11 protein-coding genes are annotated in these 14,502 nt (G+C 67.6%); 8 read left to right on the top strand and 3 right to left on the bottom strand.

Translation table 11 applies throughout. The annotated features are described in order from the left end of the window. Positions 1-33: 33 nt before the first annotated feature. Positions 34-1,293 (bottom strand): M24 family metallopeptidase, encoded by a 1,260-nt coding sequence (locus tag AC5RWG_RS16195; protein WP_494167374.1) that lies wholly within the window; start codon positions 1,291-1,293, stop codon positions 34-36. A gap of 86 nt (positions 1,294-1,379) precedes the next feature. Next, complete coding sequence (locus tag AC5RWG_RS16190) at positions 1,380-2,984, bottom strand: purine-cytosine permease family protein (protein ID WP_494001742.1); 1,605 nt, start codon at positions 2,982-2,984, stop codon at positions 1,380-1,382. A gap of 165 nt (positions 2,985-3,149) precedes the next feature. Here AC5RWG_RS16190 and AC5RWG_RS16185 point away from each other — a divergent pair, with 165 nt between their 5' ends. Further along, complete coding sequence (locus tag AC5RWG_RS16185; RefSeq protein ID WP_494167373.1) at positions 3,150-4,658, top strand: PucR family transcriptional regulator; 1,509 nt, start codon at positions 3,150-3,152, stop codon at positions 4,656-4,658. Between the two features lie 17 nt (positions 4,659-4,675). Here AC5RWG_RS16185 and AC5RWG_RS16180 read toward each other — a convergent pair whose 3' ends face one another. Then, the gene (locus tag AC5RWG_RS16180) at positions 4,676-5,344 is read right to left on the bottom strand and encodes a GntR family transcriptional regulator (RefSeq protein ID WP_494001740.1); all 669 of its coding nucleotides are present in this window, start codon (positions 5,342-5,344) and stop codon (positions 4,676-4,678) included. A gap of 171 nt (positions 5,345-5,515) precedes the next feature. Between AC5RWG_RS16180 and glyA the strand changes: the two genes are divergently transcribed. The 7 genes from glyA (at position 5,516) to purU (ending at position 14,400) form a co-directional block, all read left to right on the top strand. Beyond that, positions 5,516-6,808 (top strand): serine hydroxymethyltransferase, encoded by a 1,293-nt coding sequence (glyA, locus tag AC5RWG_RS16175; protein ID WP_494167372.1) that lies wholly within the window; start codon positions 5,516-5,518, stop codon positions 6,806-6,808. Further along, a complete protein-coding gene (locus AC5RWG_RS16170; RefSeq protein WP_494014654.1) occupies positions 6,808-8,025 on the top strand; it encodes a sarcosine oxidase subunit beta family protein in 1,218 nt (405 codons plus the stop codon). The genes glyA and AC5RWG_RS16170 overlap by 1 nt, the downstream gene beginning before the upstream one ends. 14 nt (positions 8,026-8,039) lie before the next feature. Further along, positions 8,040-8,366 (top strand): sarcosine oxidase subunit delta, encoded by a 327-nt coding sequence (locus AC5RWG_RS16165; RefSeq protein ID WP_494001737.1) that lies wholly within the window; start codon positions 8,040-8,042, stop codon positions 8,364-8,366. A 14-nt stretch (positions 8,367-8,380) separates the two neighbouring features. Further along, complete coding sequence (locus AC5RWG_RS16160) at positions 8,381-11,296, top strand: sarcosine oxidase subunit alpha family protein (protein ID WP_494167417.1); 2,916 nt, start codon at positions 8,381-8,383, stop codon at positions 11,294-11,296. Then, positions 11,289-11,918: a sarcosine oxidase subunit gamma gene (locus AC5RWG_RS16155; protein WP_494167371.1), complete on the top strand. Its 630-nt coding sequence runs from the start codon at positions 11,289-11,291 to the stop codon at positions 11,916-11,918. The genes AC5RWG_RS16160 and AC5RWG_RS16155 overlap by 8 nt, the downstream gene beginning before the upstream one ends. 3 nt (positions 11,919-11,921) lie before the next feature. Beyond that, positions 11,922-13,439 carry an L-serine ammonia-lyase gene (locus AC5RWG_RS16150; RefSeq protein ID WP_494167370.1) on the top strand — a complete coding sequence of 506 codons (1,518 nt, stop codon included), beginning with the start codon at positions 11,922-11,924 and terminating at the stop codon, positions 13,437-13,439. Positions 13,440-13,536: 97 nt separating this feature from the next. Continuing rightward, positions 13,537-14,400, top strand: a complete 864-nt coding sequence (purU, locus tag AC5RWG_RS16145) for a formyltetrahydrofolate deformylase (protein WP_494167369.1) — start codon at positions 13,537-13,539, stop codon at positions 14,398-14,400. The last annotated feature ends 102 nt before the right edge of the window (positions 14,401-14,502 follow it).

Genomic DNA, 14,502 nt, shown 5'->3' with positions numbered 1-14,502 from the left:
GCGGGACCGGACGGCCCCGCCCCGGCAGGTCTGTCAGGCCTGGATGATGTTGTTCTCGGGACCGAAACCGAACTTGGTGATGTTTTCCACGCTGTCTTCGCCGATGACGAGGATGTCGTGTTCGCGGTAGCCGCCGGCACCGGGTTCGCCGTCGGCGACGGTGATCATCGGCTCCATGGAAACGACCATGCCCGGTTCCAGGACGGTGTCGATGTCCTCGCGCAGTTCCAGGCCGGCCTCGCGTCCGTAGTAATGCGAGAGGACGCCGAACGAGTGGCCGTACCCGAACGTGCGGTTCGCCAGCAGCCCGTGGCCGATGTAGATCTCGTTCAGCTCGGCGGCGATGTCCTTGCAGACGGCGCCGGGCTTGATCAGTTCCAGCCCGCGGCGGTGCACCTCTACGTTGATGTTCCACAGCTCGAGCGAGCGTTCGTCCGGCTCGCCCAGGAACAGGGTCCGTTCCAGCGCGGTGTAGTAACCGGAGGTCATCGGGAAGCAGTTCAGGGACAGGATGTCCCCACGCTGCAGCTTTCGGGTGGTGGCCCAGTTGTGCGCACCGTCGGTGTTGATGCCGGACTGGAACCAGACCCAGGTGTCACGGACTTCGCGGTGCGGGAAGGTGCGGGCAATCTCGTGAACCATGGCCTCGGTGCCGATCAGTGCCACTTCGTACTCGCTGATGCCTTCCCGGATGGCCGCCTTGATGGCCTCGCCGCCCAGGTCGCCGATCCGTGCACCGTGCTTGATGACCTCGACTTCCTCGGCCGACTTAATCATCCGCTGACGCATCGCGTCCTGCGAGACGTCGAGCAGTTCGGCGCCGTCGAAGGCGGCCTGGATGCGCTGGCGGGTCATCAACGGCAGGGCATCGTCCTCGACACCGAGGCGGCGTGCGCTGACGCCGCGCTGGCGCAGGGCTTCCTGGAGGCCGAAGTAGAAGTTGTCTCGCTTCCAGTCCGTGTAGACGATGTTCTCGCCGTAGCTGGTGCGCCACGGCATTCCGGCGTCGATGTTGGCGGTGACCGTGACCGAGTCGTCTGCGGTGACGACCAGGGCGTAGTTGCGGCCAAACGTCGTGTAGAGGAAGTCCGAGTAGTACTTGATGCCGTGGTAGCTGGTCAGGATGACCGCGTCGAGCTCCTTGGCGGCCATAATCTGCCGCAGCCCGGCCAGGCGGCGTTCGAATTCCGCATCGGAGAAGGTCAGCTGCTGCTTCTCACCGTTGTGCAGGACCTTCAGGCGCTCGAGCTCGGACACGCTGTTGGCGGAGGGGGAGGCGGGGGCGATGGTCATTGGATCTCCTTCGTGGTGTTTCTGTGTGCGGGAAAGGTGGCTTTGAGGTTGGTGCGGCCACGCATGTTAATGCGTCGGTCCGCCGGCTAGGCCGTGGGTGCGGGGGTGCGGTCCTCCGGGGCATCCGGGGCCTCCGGTGCCAGCGCGGCAACGGAGCCTGCGGGATGGTCGGCCTCGACCAACGCTGTTTCGCAGTCGCCGTGGTCCTTCAGGAATTCCTCGTCGGAGCTGTCCTGCTTCAGGCCGAGCGGAATGCCGGCGGCAATCCGAGAGCGGAACCGGGAGTATCCGAGCAGGAAGTACACCGTGGCCGAGGTGATGGTCCCGCCCAGCCAGGAGAAATCGATGCCTCCGACAGCGGTCGCGATGGGTCCCTGGAGGACCGGAACCGAGCCGTACATGCACATCCAGGTCATGAAAATGCCGGCGAAGAAGGCGATGAAAGCCGCCGGGTTGAAGGCCTTGAGCTGGGTGTCGGACGGCGAGCGGAAGAGGTAGCTGAAGTTCTTATGGTGGCGCTCAAAGACGAAGTAATGAACGGCCATGATCCCGCCCCAGGTCGCGACCCACGCTGCGATCGCGATGATCCAGTTGTGCAGCATGTGGGCAAAGTCAGTCGCGAACATGAAACCGATGACCGCCGCCATTGCCAGGCCGCCGACGACGATGGACAGCTTCTTGCGGGAGATTTGGATGTCCAGGGCCTGCGTGGCGACACCGAACGTGTACATATTGATGATGTTGGTTGCGATGGGTCCGTGGATGACCAGCAGGATCACCGGAATGGCGAACGCTCCGTAGCTTTCCACGATCAGCTGGCCGGGATCGGCCGTGCCGTTCTTTGTCGCCAGGCTGGCGCCCAGGACGCCGAGCCAGACCACCGGGAGGAACTGCCCGAGGACGCTGACCACATAGAGCTTTGCGGGCCGGATCTTCTTGCTCACGAAGCGGGAGTAGTCGGGAGCGTAGGTGAACCAGCCGATGCCCCAGCCAATGCCGATGGCGGTCATGATCGAGGACATGGCAGCTATCCGCGGCATGCCAGTGAGAACCTCGCCCACGGGTCCCTGGTAGCTCCAGTCGATGTCCAGCTGCGTCCAGGCCACGATCGACATGGCAATGAGGACCAGGACGGTGGGCGGCATGGTGATCCGCTCGAAGCGGGAAATGGCGCGGTAGCCGCGGTAGCAAATGGCCACCTGAATCGACATGATGACGGCAGCCGTGCCGATGCGCCACCCCAAGTTGGTGGCCGCAGGATCAACCCAGCCGATCATTCCGAACAGCGCCATGATCAGGTCCAGGATGACCCACGTGTTGACGGCGGACCATCCGATGGCGATCACGGCCTGGATGGCTGCGGGTAGGTAGGCGCCCCTGCGGCCGAACGCTCCGCGGGCCAGCAACATGCCGGTAGCTCCGGTGCGCTGCCCGAGGATTACGAAGAAGCCGAAGCCAAGCATGCCGATGACGTTGCCGGCAATGAGCACGGTGAGGGTATCGGCAAGGCTCAATCCGAGGTGGATGCCCAGGGCACCCAGGATCCAGTTGATCGGGGCGACGTTGGCGCCTGCCCAGATCCAGAACTGGCCGGACAGCTTTGTGGTACGGGCCGATTCGGGAACCGGCTGCAGGATGTCTTCTACGTGTTGGGTGGCCTGTTCGGATTTCGTGGCGGATCTCTGGCTCATGGCGGGTCTCCTGACGATTTGCAACGCGAGGCGGAGCAGGACTTCACCCAGACTAGGAGGTGATGCAGCTCACAGCGTATAGTCGGACCGTAACCACTTAGGTGCACGGAGGGTGACGGACTGTCCCCCCTACGCCGGTCGGGCTGCTCAGAGGCGGGATTATCCATGGTCGTGATGTTGTCGGATGTGCTTGGGCTTGAACTGATGCAGCGCGCCAGTCCGTTGGTCCGGGCCGGCAAAAGCCAGATTCCCGGCGGCAAGGTCAGATGGGTGCATTCGAGCGAAGTTTTGGAAATAGCGCCGCTGCTGCGCGGCCAGGAGCTGCTGCTGAGCGGCGGGGACGCCTTGTTGAACCTCCGGCCCGCCGCACAACACGAGTACATCCGCAGCCTGGCGGCCCGGCACGTGACGGCCTTGGCGATCCAGACCGCAGGCTCCGGCCGCTCCCTCTCGGCCGAGCTTGTGGAGGCAGCCGAAGAGGTGGGGCTGCCGCTCATCGAGCTGCGGCGCGTGGTCCCGTTCGTGGAGATTGCGGAAGAAGTCAATCGGAAAGTCGTGTCTGAACATGTCACGGCCCTGCAAACCGCCGATTCCATCTCGCAGCGCTTGGCGGAACACCTGGCTTCTTCCGGTCCGGCACTGAGCCCCCTGATCGAGATTGTCTCGCAGTCGCTGCGGATCGAGGCGGCGCTGCTGGACCCCAGCGGGACCGTCTTGGAGTTCGCCGGCGGCTTCCCGCCCGACCCCACCTCCGTGAATGTGGAATCGGACATTTTCGTTGGCAGCCTGGTGTCGGCGCGCCTGCGGCTGCAAAGCCGCCGGGATGTTGCCCCGGAGCTGCTGAAGACGGTGGGGGAGCGGATCGGCGGCATTCTGGCGCTCGCCGTGTCGCAGCAGCACAGGCCGACGGCACAGCAGATTGCCCACACCGCCCTGATGCGGGCCGTCATCAGCGGCGCCGGCGCCTCCCACATCCACGAGTTGTGCACCGCCGCGGGCCTCTCGACAGTGCAACCGGCCTTCGTCATGGTGTTTCGCCGGATTGGGCTGACCAGCGTACGCGGAGTGGCCGAAAGGATCCTCAAAAACCGGTGTCCCGACGCCCGGACCTATCTGGACGGCGAGAGCCTGTGCGCCCTGGTCCAGCTCAGCATCAGCGGCACGCGCCAGGAGCGGCGGGCAATCCTGGCCGGATTGCGTGAGGACTTCCGCGGCCTGGCGGTGGCGGGTGCGATCGGGCCGACGGTTGCCACGCCGTTGCACGCCCACTCGTCCCTGGTCGAGGCCAGGCTGACCCAAGCGGTGGGGCCCCCGGACGACCTGGAAAGCAACATCCGCGACTGCGAGGACTTTGTCCTGGAGCGGCTGGCGGCCCGCGAGCTCTCCGGACCGGTCGCCGGACGAATCACCCAGGAACTGCTCGGCGAGCTGTTGGACTACGACCGGAAGCGGGGGACGCGGCTGCTGGACACCCTCGACGCCTGGCTCATGAGCGGCTGCAATTCCGCAGAGACTGCGCGGATCCTGTTCGTGGAACGCCAAACGCTGCATAAGCGGCTGCGCAAGATTTTCGATCTCATCGGCGAAGACCCCCGGGGCACGCCCAAGATGTCCGGGCTCAACCTGGCGGTCCGCCTGGCCAAGAACCCCTCGCCTGCCGAAATCGGCGGCTGAACGTTCCCTTCCCCGCGCTACAACACCGCGCGGATGGCCTTTTCGAAGCCGGTGATGTGCTCGAGGGCCAGGCCGGCAGCGTGGTCCGCGTCGCCGTCGACAATCGAGTCCAGCAGTTCCACGTGCTCGGTGATGTGGCCGGCGACGGACGGCACCTTATCCAGCACGAGGCACCAGATGCGGGTGGCCAGGTTGTCCAGCCTGATCAGGGTGTCCTCGAGGTAGGGATTGCCCGCGGCGCGATAGATGGCGCGGTGCACGCTGAGGTCGTAACGCATCAGGTCGTGTTTGGCGGGCCGGGCGTCGTCGAGCTTTCCGATGTCCCGCGCCAGCTGCGACAGTTCTGCGCGCATGGCCTCCCCGGCCGACTCCGCTGCCTTGCGGGCCGCCAGGGGTTCCAGCACGCGGCGCAGTTCCGACACGGCGGCCAGCTCGGTGATGTCCACGATGGTCGCGAAGGTCCCGCGGCGCGGATAGGAGATGACCAGGTGGTCGATCTCCAGTTTCTTCAGGGCCTCGCGCACCGGGGTGCGGCCGAAGCCGAGTTCCGCCGCCAGCTGCCCGTCATTGATGGGCGCGCCGGGGCGGATATCCAACATGATCAGCTTGTCCCGCAGCGCCCGGTAGGCCTGCTCGGCCAGCGACAGGTGCTCGGTCCCGGCATCGGTTTCCGCGGTGATGCTCATGATGCTCCTAATGGTCCGCTGACCTGGTCGGGGTCCTGCCGGCCGAAATTTAGATGCCGGAAGGAACCTCTTGACGGGGTGTGATCTCCCCCATACTATTGCAATCAGTTCTGATATATCAGTCACACATTAGTTGTGATTGATCACGTTCTTCGAAGGAGAAGTCGGATGGTGAACACGCTGACAACCGGATTGGCTGCGGCCGATCCCGAGGTGGCCGGTGCCATTGCGCGGGAGCTGGAACGCCAGCAGTCCACGCTGGAGATGATCGCGTCGGAAAACTTCGCCCCCACCGCGGTGATGGAGGCCCAGGGGTCGGTGCTGACGAACAAGTACGCCGAGGGCTACCCGGGCCGGCGCTACTACGGCGGCTGCGAGCACGTGGACGCGATCGAGCAGCTGGCCATCGACCGGGTCAAGGCACTGTTCGGCGCGGAAGCCGCCAACGTCCAGCCCCACTCGGGTGCCCAGGCCAACGCCGCGACCATGTTCGCGCTGCTGACCCCGGGTGACACCATCCTGGGCCTGAACCTGGCACACGGCGGGCACCTGACCCACGGCATGAAGATCAACTTTTCCGGCAAGCTCTACAACGTCGTGCCCTACGGGGTCTCGGAGTCCGACCACCGGATCGACATGGCAGAGGTGGAGCGCCTCGCCGTCGAGCACAAGCCCAAGCTGATCGTGGCCGGCTGGTCCGCCTACACCCGCCAGCTGGACTTCGCGGAGTTCCGCCGCATCGCCGACAAGGTCGGCGCATACCTGATGGTGGACATGGCGCACTTCGCCGGCCTGGTGGCCGCCGGACTGCACCCGAACCCGGTGCCGTACGCCGACGTCGTCACGACCACCACGCACAAGACGCTCGGCGGCCCGCGCGGCGGCGTGATCCTGTCCAAGCAGGAGCTGGCCAAGAAAATCAACTCCGCGGTGTTCCCCGGCCAGCAGGGCGGCCCGCTGGAACACGTGGTGGCCGCCAAAGCCGTGGCCTTTAAGTTTGCCGCCTCCGACGAGTTCGCGGACCGCCAGCAGCGGACTCTCGAGGGCTCGCGGCTGCTGGCCCAGCGGCTGCTGGCCGACGACGTGGCGGCCGCCGGCATCAGCCTGGTCAGCGGCGGCACCGACGTGCACCTGGTCCTGGTGGACCTGCGCAACTCGGAACTGGACGGCCAGCAGGCCGAGGACCGGCTGCACTCCATCGGCATCACCGTCAACCGCAACGCGGTCCCGTTCGATCCGCGCCCGCCGATGGTTTCCTCCGGCCTGCGGATCGGCACCCCTGCCTTGGCCACCCGCGGCTTCGGCGCCGCCGAATTCGCCGAGGTGGCAGACATCATTGCCGCCGCGCTGACCCGTGCACCGGACGAGGAGCTGCTCACCGAGCTCCGCGGCCGCGTGGCCCTGCTGGCGGAGAAGTTCCCGCTGTACCCCAACCTGAACGCCGAGCCGAACGGAGCCGAATAATGGCCGATCTGCTGCCCGAGCACCCGGACTTCCTCTGGCGGAATCCGGAGCCGAAATCCTCGTACGACGCCGTGATCGTCGGCGGCGGCGGCCACGGCCTGGCCACCGCCTACTACCTGGCCAAAAACCACGGCATGACCAACATCGCGGTGCTGGAGCGCGGCTGGCTGGCCGGCGGCAACATGGCCCGCAACACCACGATCATCCGCTCCAACTACCTCTGGGACGAGAGCGCGGGAATCTACGAGCACTCGCTCAAACTCTGGGAGCAGCTGCCGGAGGAACTCGAATACGATTTCCTCTTCTCCCAGCGCGGCGTGATGAACCTGGCCCACACCCTGCAGGACGTGCGCGAGAGCATCCGCCGGGTGAACGCCAACCAGCTCAACGGCGTGGACGCCGAGTGGATCACCCCGGACCAGATCAAGGAACTGTGCCCCATCATCAACACCGGGGACGACATTCGCTACCCGGTGATGGGGGCGACCTACCAGCCCCGCGCCGGCATCGCCAAGCACGACCACGTGGCCTGGGCCTTCGCCCGCAAGTGCGACGAGATGGGCGTGGACATCATCCAAAACTGCGAGGTCACCGGATTTATCAAGGACGGCGACCGTGTGGTCGGCGTCGACACCAGCCGCGGCCGGATCAACGCCGGCAAGGTCGGCCTGGCCGGCGCGGGACACAGCTCGGTGCTCGCCGAACTGGCCGGCTTCGAGCTGCCCATCCAGTCGCACCCGCTGCAGGCGCTGGTCTCCGAGCTGCACGAGCCGGTCCACCCCACGGTGGTCATGTCCAACCACGTCCACGTCTACGTCTCCCAGGCACACAAGGGCGAACTGGTCATGGGCGCGGGCATCGACACCTACAACGGCTACGGCCAGCGCGGCGCCTTCCACGTCATCGAGGAACAGATGGCGGCCGCCGTCGAGCTCTTCCCGATCTTCGCCCGCGCCCACGTGTTGCGGACCTGGGGCGGCATCGTCGACACCACGATGGACGCCTCGCCGATCGTGTCCAAGACGCCGATCGACCAGCTCTACGTGAACTGCGGCTGGGGCACCGGCGGGTTCAAGGGAACGCCGGGCGCCGGCTACACCTTCGCCCACACCATCGCCACGGACGAACCGCACCCGCTGAACGCGCCATTTGCCCTGGACCGGTTTGAGACCGGACACCTCATCGACGAACACGGCGCCGCCGCCGTGGCCCACTAGGAAGGAAGACCGAGATGCTTCTGATCGAATGCCCCTGGTGCGGGCCGCGCGACGAGACCGAATACCACTACGGCGGCCAGGCCCACGTCGCCTACCCGGCGGACCCGAACCAGTTGAGCGACGCGGAATGGGCGAAGTTCCTCTTCTACCGCGCCAACCCCAAGGGCCTGTTCGCCGAACGCTGGGTGCACAGCACCGGCTGCAGGCGCTGGTTCAACGCGGTGCGCGACACCGTCAGCTACGAATTCAAAGCCGTGTACAAGCCCGGCGAGAAACCACCGATCGAACTCGGCAGCCTCGCGGGTGCCAAGGCCCAGCCGGCCGAAGGAGGAGCGAAATGACCGCCACCGGCAACATCGCCAACCAGTCCCAGCGGCTTGCCGCCCCCGCCGGCGCCGCTGCCCGGATCGACCGGAACAAGCCGCTGAACTTCACGCTCGACGGCGACACCTACACCGGCTACGCCGGGGACACGCTGGCCTCCGCACTGCTCGCGGCCGGGAAGGTCACGGTGGGCGACTCGCTCTATCTCGGCCGCCCGCGCGGCATCATGTCGGCCGGCGTGGAAGAGCCCAACGCCCTGGTCAAGGTCAGTGCCCGCTACACCGGGCACGTTGACGAGTCCATGCTGCCGGCGACGGCCCTGGAGCTGACGGACGGCATGGACGCCAGGCTGCTGAGCGGCCTGGGCCAGCTGGATCCCCGCACGGACGAGGCCGTCTACGACCGCAAGTACGTGCATACCGACGTGCTGGTGGTCGGTGCCGGCCCGGCCGGCCTGGCCGCGGCACGCGAGGCAGCCAAGAGCGGTGCGCGCGTGATCCTGATGGACGAGCAGCCGGAGGCCGGCGGCTCCCTGCTGTCGGGCCGCGGCGAGACCATCGACGGCCTGCCCGCGCAGGAGTGGGTGGACCGGACCGCCGCCGAGTTGTCCGCCGCCGAAGAGCTCACCTACCTGGCCCGCACCACGGCATTCGGCAGCTACGACAGCAACTTCATCGTCGCCGTCCAGCGCCGCACCGACCATTTGGCCGGCGAGCTGGGAGCCGGTGTCTCCCGCGAGCGCATCTGGCACGTCCGCGCCAAGCAGGTGGTGCTCGCCACCGGTGCGCACGAACGTCCCATCGTCTTCGCGAACAACGACCGCCCCGGCATCATGCTGGCCTCCGCCGTCCGCAGCTACCTTAACCGGTACGCGGTGGCCGCCGGCAACCAAGTGGTCGTCGCCACCAACAACGACTCGGCGTACCAGCTGGTCGCCGACCTGTCCGCGGCCGGCATCACCGTCGCCGCCGTGGTGGAGGCTCGCACCGAGATCGGCGGCGACGCGGCCGAGACGGTCCGCGCTGCCGGCACCCGCCTGATCACGGGCAGTGCCGTGGTGGACACCGAAGGCCGGAACGACGGCGGACGGATCAGCGCCGTCGTCGTCAGCGGTCTGGATGACGAGGGGCAGCTGACCGGGGAACCGGAGACCATCGAGACGGACCTGCTGGCCGTCTCCGGCGGCTGGAGCCCGGTGGTGCACCTGCACAGTCAGCGCGAACGCCGCCTGTCCTGGAACGACGAGCTGGCGGCCTTCGTGCCCGGCCACGCGGTCAAGGACCAGCAGACCGCCGGCGCCTGCAACGGAACCCTGGATCTGGCCGGCAGCCTGCGGGAAGGCGCCGCCGCCGGCGCTGAAGCGGCCACCCGTGCCGACTTCGGCGTGGATCCGCAGGTCCCCGCGGCCGCCGCCGAAACCGTCTCCCCGATCCGGCCGCTGTGGCTGGTTCCCGCCCTCGACGGCGAGGCCGCCGGCTGGAAGAACCACTTCGTCGACTTCCAACGCGACCAGACGGTCGCCGACGTGCTGCGTTCGACCGGCGCCGGAATGCGCAGCGTGGAACATGTGAAGCGCTACACGTCGATCAGCACCGCTAACGACCAGGGCAAGACCTCCGGCGTCAACGCCATCGGCGTCATCGCCGCGGCGCTGAACAACCCGGACGTCGGCAGCATCGGCACCACCGCCTACCGCGCCCCCTACACGCCGGTGGCATTCGCCGCACTGGCGGGCCGGCAGCGCGGGGAGCTCTTCGACCCGGCGCGGCTGACCTCGATCCACCCCTGGCACGTCGCCCACGGCGCGCTGTTCGAGGACGTCGGGCAGTGGAAGCGGCCCTGGTACTTCCCGCAGCCGGGCGAGGACATGGACGCCGCGGTGCTGCGCGAATGCGCCGCCGTCCGCGAATCCGTCGGCTTCATGGACGCGACCACCCTGGGCAAGATCGAGATCCGCGGCAAGGACGCCGGCGAATTCCTGAACCGGATGTACACCAACGCGTTCAAGAAACTGAAGCCCGGCCTGGGCCGCTACGGGCTGATGTGCACCCCGGACGGCATGATCTTCGACGACGGCGTGACGCTGCGCCTGGACGAGGACCGCTACTTCATGACGACCACCACCGGCGGTGCCGCCAAGGTGCTGGACTGGCTGGAGGAGTGGCTGCAGACCGAATGGCCGGAGCTGGACGTCGTGTGCAACTCGGTCACCGAGCAGTACACCACCGTCGCCGTCGTGGGCCCGAAGTCACGCGCGGTCATCGCCAAGCTGGCGCCCGAGCTGGACCTGGACAACGACGCCTTCCCCTTCATGGCGTTCCGGGAGACCACGCTGGCCTCCGGCATCCCGGCCCGCATTTGCCGGATCTCGTTCTCCGGCGAGCTGGCGTTCGAGATCAACGTGTCCTCCTGGTACGGCCTGAAGGTCTGGGAAGACGTGGCCGAGGCCGGCGCGGAGTTCAACATCACCCCGTACGGCACCGAGACCATGCACGTGCTGCGCGCCGAGAAGGGCTTCATCATCGTCGGCCAGGACACGGACGGCACGGTCACCCCGCAGGACGCCGGGATGGACTGGGTGGTCTCCAAGGCCAAGGACTTCGTGGGCAAGCGCTCCTACACCCGCGCCGACAACCTGCGCGAGGACCGCAAGCAGCTGGTCGGGGTCCTGCCGGCGGACAAGTCATTCCGCCTCCCCGAGGGCGCGCAGCTGGTCAACCAGGGCACCCGCATCGCGCCGGCCGAGGCCCCGGTGCCGATGGAGGGGCATGTGACCTCCAGCTACCACAGCGCCGCGCTGGGCCGCAGCTTCGGCCTGGCCCTGATCAAAAACGGCCGCAACCGCATCGGCGAGACGCTGCAGGCACCCGTCAACGGGCAGCTGGTGGACGTCGTCATCGCAGAACCCGTACTCTACGACCCCGAAGGGAGCCGTCGTGATGGCTGAACAGGTCTTGACCAACATCGAAGCACTGCGCCGCAGCCCGCTGGCGCACCTGACCGAGGCAATCAGCCAGGGCGCCGTGGCCGGCGAACGCGGCGTCAGCCTGCGTGAAATCCCGTTCCTGAACATGGTCGCCCTGCGGGCCGAGCCCGGATCGGCCGGCGCCAAGGCGCTGGAGGCCGCCGCCGGGCTGCCGTTGCCGGCCGGCCACGGCCAGGTTTCCGGAAGCGCGGACTCGACCGCCATCCTGTGGCTGGGGCCGGACGAGTTCCTGCTGGTCGGGCCCGAAGGCACGGACGCCACGGCGGACCTGACCGCCGCGCTCGGCGGTGAGCCGGGCGCCGTCGTCGATCTGTCCGCCAACCGCACCACGCTGGAACTTTCCGGACCCTCGGCCCGGCTGGTGCTGGAGAAGGGCTGCCACGCGGACCTGCACCCGCGGGCGTTCGGCCCCGGCACGGCGATCACCACCCAACTGGGCCCGGTGCCCGTGCTGCTGTGGCAAACCGCGGAGCAGGACGGCGGCCAGGTCTACCGGATCATGCCGCGGGCCTCGTTCGCGGACTACACCGCCCGCTGGCTGCTGGACGCCATGACGGAGTTCGCCGCGCCCGAGGTGGACTGAGAGATGGCACTGAGCGCGCTGGACCTGTTCTCGATCGGCATCGGGCCGTCGTCGTCTCACACGGTGGGCCCCATGCGGGCCGCCCGGCAGTTTGCCGCGTCGCTGGCCGCGGACGGGCTGCTGGAGTCGGTGGCCCGGGTGAAGTCGGAGCTGTTCGGCTCGCTCGGTGCCACCGGGGCCGGCCACGGGTCGGACAAGGCCGTGATCCTGGGTCTGCAGGGCGAGGACCCGGAAACCGTTGATCCGGATGCCGCGGACGCGCAGGTGCAGGAGGCGGCGGCCGCGCGGAAGCTGAGCCTCGCCGGCACGCACCCGGTGAAGTTCGACCTGGCGTCGGACGTGGTGCTGCACCGCCGCCGCTCGCTGCCGGCGCATCCCAACGGGATGACCTTCACCGCGTACGACGCCGGCGGCTCACCGCTGCGTGCGTCCTCCTATTACTCGGTGGGCGGCGGGTTCGTCGTCACCGCCGAGGAGGCCGAACGTGCGGCGGAAGAGGCTGCGCGCGACGCCGGGGCGGGGGAGCGCGACGGCGGCGCCACCGCGCGCGACGCCGGGGCGGGGGAGCGCGACGGCGGCGCCACCGCGCGCGACGCCGGTGCGGCGAGCTCTGCCGGGGAGGGGGAACGGCTCCCGTACCCGTTCTCCAGTGCCGCGGAACTGCTCGCCCGTTGCCGCGAGGCCGGAACGTCGATAGCCGGCGTGATGCTGGCCAACGAACTCACCTGGCGCAGCGAAGCCGAACTGCGGGCGGACCTCCTGCGCATCTGGGCGGTGATGCAGGAGTGTGTGGAAAACGGCTGTACCCGCACCGAGGAGACCCTGCCCGGGTCGCTGCTGGTCCGCCGGCGTGCCCCGGGGCTGCGGCGAAGGCTGCGTGCCGCCGAGGAGGCACGGGCAGCGGACGGCACGCCCAACGCCGACCCGCTCTGGGCGATGGAATGGGTCAACCTGTATGCGCTGGCGGTCAACGAGGAAAACGCCTCCGGCGGGCGGATCGTCACGGCCCCCACAAACGGGGCGGCCGGGATCCTGCCCGCCGTGCTGCACTACTACACGAGGTTCGTGCCCGGCGCGGACGACGACGCGGTGGTGGATTTTCTGCTCACCGCGGCGGCCATCGGCATCCTGTTCAAGACCAACGCCTCGATTTCCGGGGCCGAGGTCGGCTGCCAGGGCGAGGTCGGGTCAGCCTGCTCGATGGCGGCCGGTGCACTGTGCGCGGTGCTAGGCGGGACACCGGAGCAGGTGGAAAACGCCGCCGAGGTCGGAATCGAGCACAATTTGGGCCTGACCTGTGATCCGGTGGGCGGCCTGGTGCAGATTCCCTGCATCGAACGCAACGCCATTGCCAGCGTCAAGGCGATCAACGCCGCCCGGCTGGCATTGGCCGGCGACGGCGACCACCGGGTGTCCCTGGACATGGCCATCAAGACCATGCGGGAGACCGGCGCGGACATGATGTCCAAGTACAAGGAGACGTCGCGCGGCGGCCTGGCCGTCAACGTCGTCGAATGCTGAACAGCCAGCGCTGAACAGCCAGCGCTGAACCGTCAGTCGCACGGCAGTCCCGACGAGACCGCCGCACGAAAAGCCAGACCGAAACGGGGTAGCAACCATGCCGATCCACCACGAGCACATCCTGACCCTCGACTGCCCGGAGCGGTTGGGGATCGTCCACGCGGTCTCCGGTTTCCTGGTCGAGCACCGCCAGAGCATCCAGGAGCTCAAGCAGTTCGACGACCGGCGGGCCGGGCATTTCTTCATGCGCACCGACTTCGCCGGGGAGAACGGCGGAACCAACTCCACGGAGCGGCTGCGCGAGGCGTTTGCGCCGTTGGCCGAGCAGTACGGCATGGCGTGGCAGCTGGAACCCAAGGGCCGCAGGCGGCGGGTGCTGGTGATGGTGTCAAAGTTCGGGCACTGCCTGAACGACCTGCTCTTCCGCTCCCGGATGGGGGAGCTGCCGGTGGAGATTGTCGCCGTCGTGTCCAACCATCTGGACCACAAGGGGCTGGTGGAATGGCATGAGGTCCCGTATTACCACGTGCCGGTCACGCCGGACACGAAACCGGCCGCCGAGGCCGAGCTGCTGCAACTGATCGATGCCTACAACGTGGAGCTGGTAGTGCTGGCCCGCTACATGCAGGTCCTCAGCGACCACCTGAGCCGCGAGCTGACCGGGCGCACCATCAACATCCATCACTCCTTCCTGCCCAGCTTCAAGGGGGCCAAGCCCTATCACCAGGCCTACGAAAAGGGAGTGAAAACCGTGGGGGCCACCGCGCACTACGTCAACGCCGAACTCGACGAAGGCCCGATCATCGCCCAGCAGACGGTGGAAGTCGACCACACCTTCGGGCCGGAGGACCTGGTCGCCGCCGGCCGCGACACCGAGTGCAAGGCCCTGACCAACGCGGTCAAGTGGCACTGCGAGGGCCGGGTCATCCTGCACGGCAACCGCACCGTGGTGCTGCGGTAGGAGCGCGCGGTTGGTTGGTTTCTTACCGCTGAGCTGCCACGGATGCCACCGATCCTCTCCTTCGTTTGCCGGTGTGACGTTGCTCAAATTCTTGCAGGAATG

The sequence above is a fragment of the Arthrobacter sp. Y3221160 genome, assembly GCF_059092585.1.
Note: the sequence above shows the minus strand (reverse complement) of the source record. Positions and strands in the feature narration are given on the sequence as shown.

Excerpts from the sequence above, each read along its gene's own strand:
- AC5RWG_RS16195 (WP_494167374.1), bottom strand. The coding sequence starts at position 1,293 with ATGACCATCGCCCCCGCCTCCCCCTCCGCCAACAGCGTGTCCGAGCTC.
- AC5RWG_RS16190 (WP_494001742.1), bottom strand. The coding sequence starts at position 2,984 with ATGAGCCAGAGATCCGCCACGAAATCCGAACAGGCCACCCAACACGTA.
- AC5RWG_RS16185 (WP_494167373.1), top strand. The coding sequence starts at position 3,150 with ATGGTCGTGATGTTGTCGGATGTGCTTGGGCTTGAACTGATGCAGCGC.
- AC5RWG_RS16180 (WP_494001740.1), bottom strand. The coding sequence starts at position 5,344 with ATGAGCATCACCGCGGAAACCGATGCCGGGACCGAGCACCTGTCGCTG.
- AC5RWG_RS16170 (WP_494014654.1), top strand. The coding sequence starts at position 6,808 with ATGGCCGATCTGCTGCCCGAGCACCCGGACTTCCTCTGGCGGAATCCG.
- AC5RWG_RS16165 (WP_494001737.1), top strand. The coding sequence starts at position 8,040 with ATGCTTCTGATCGAATGCCCCTGGTGCGGGCCGCGCGACGAGACCGAA.
- AC5RWG_RS16155 (WP_494167371.1), top strand. The coding sequence starts at position 11,289 with ATGGCTGAACAGGTCTTGACCAACATCGAAGCACTGCGCCGCAGCCCG.
- AC5RWG_RS16150 (WP_494167370.1), top strand. The coding sequence starts at position 11,922 with ATGGCACTGAGCGCGCTGGACCTGTTCTCGATCGGCATCGGGCCGTCG.
- purU (WP_494167369.1), top strand. The coding sequence starts at position 13,537 with ATGCCGATCCACCACGAGCACATCCTGACCCTCGACTGCCCGGAGCGG.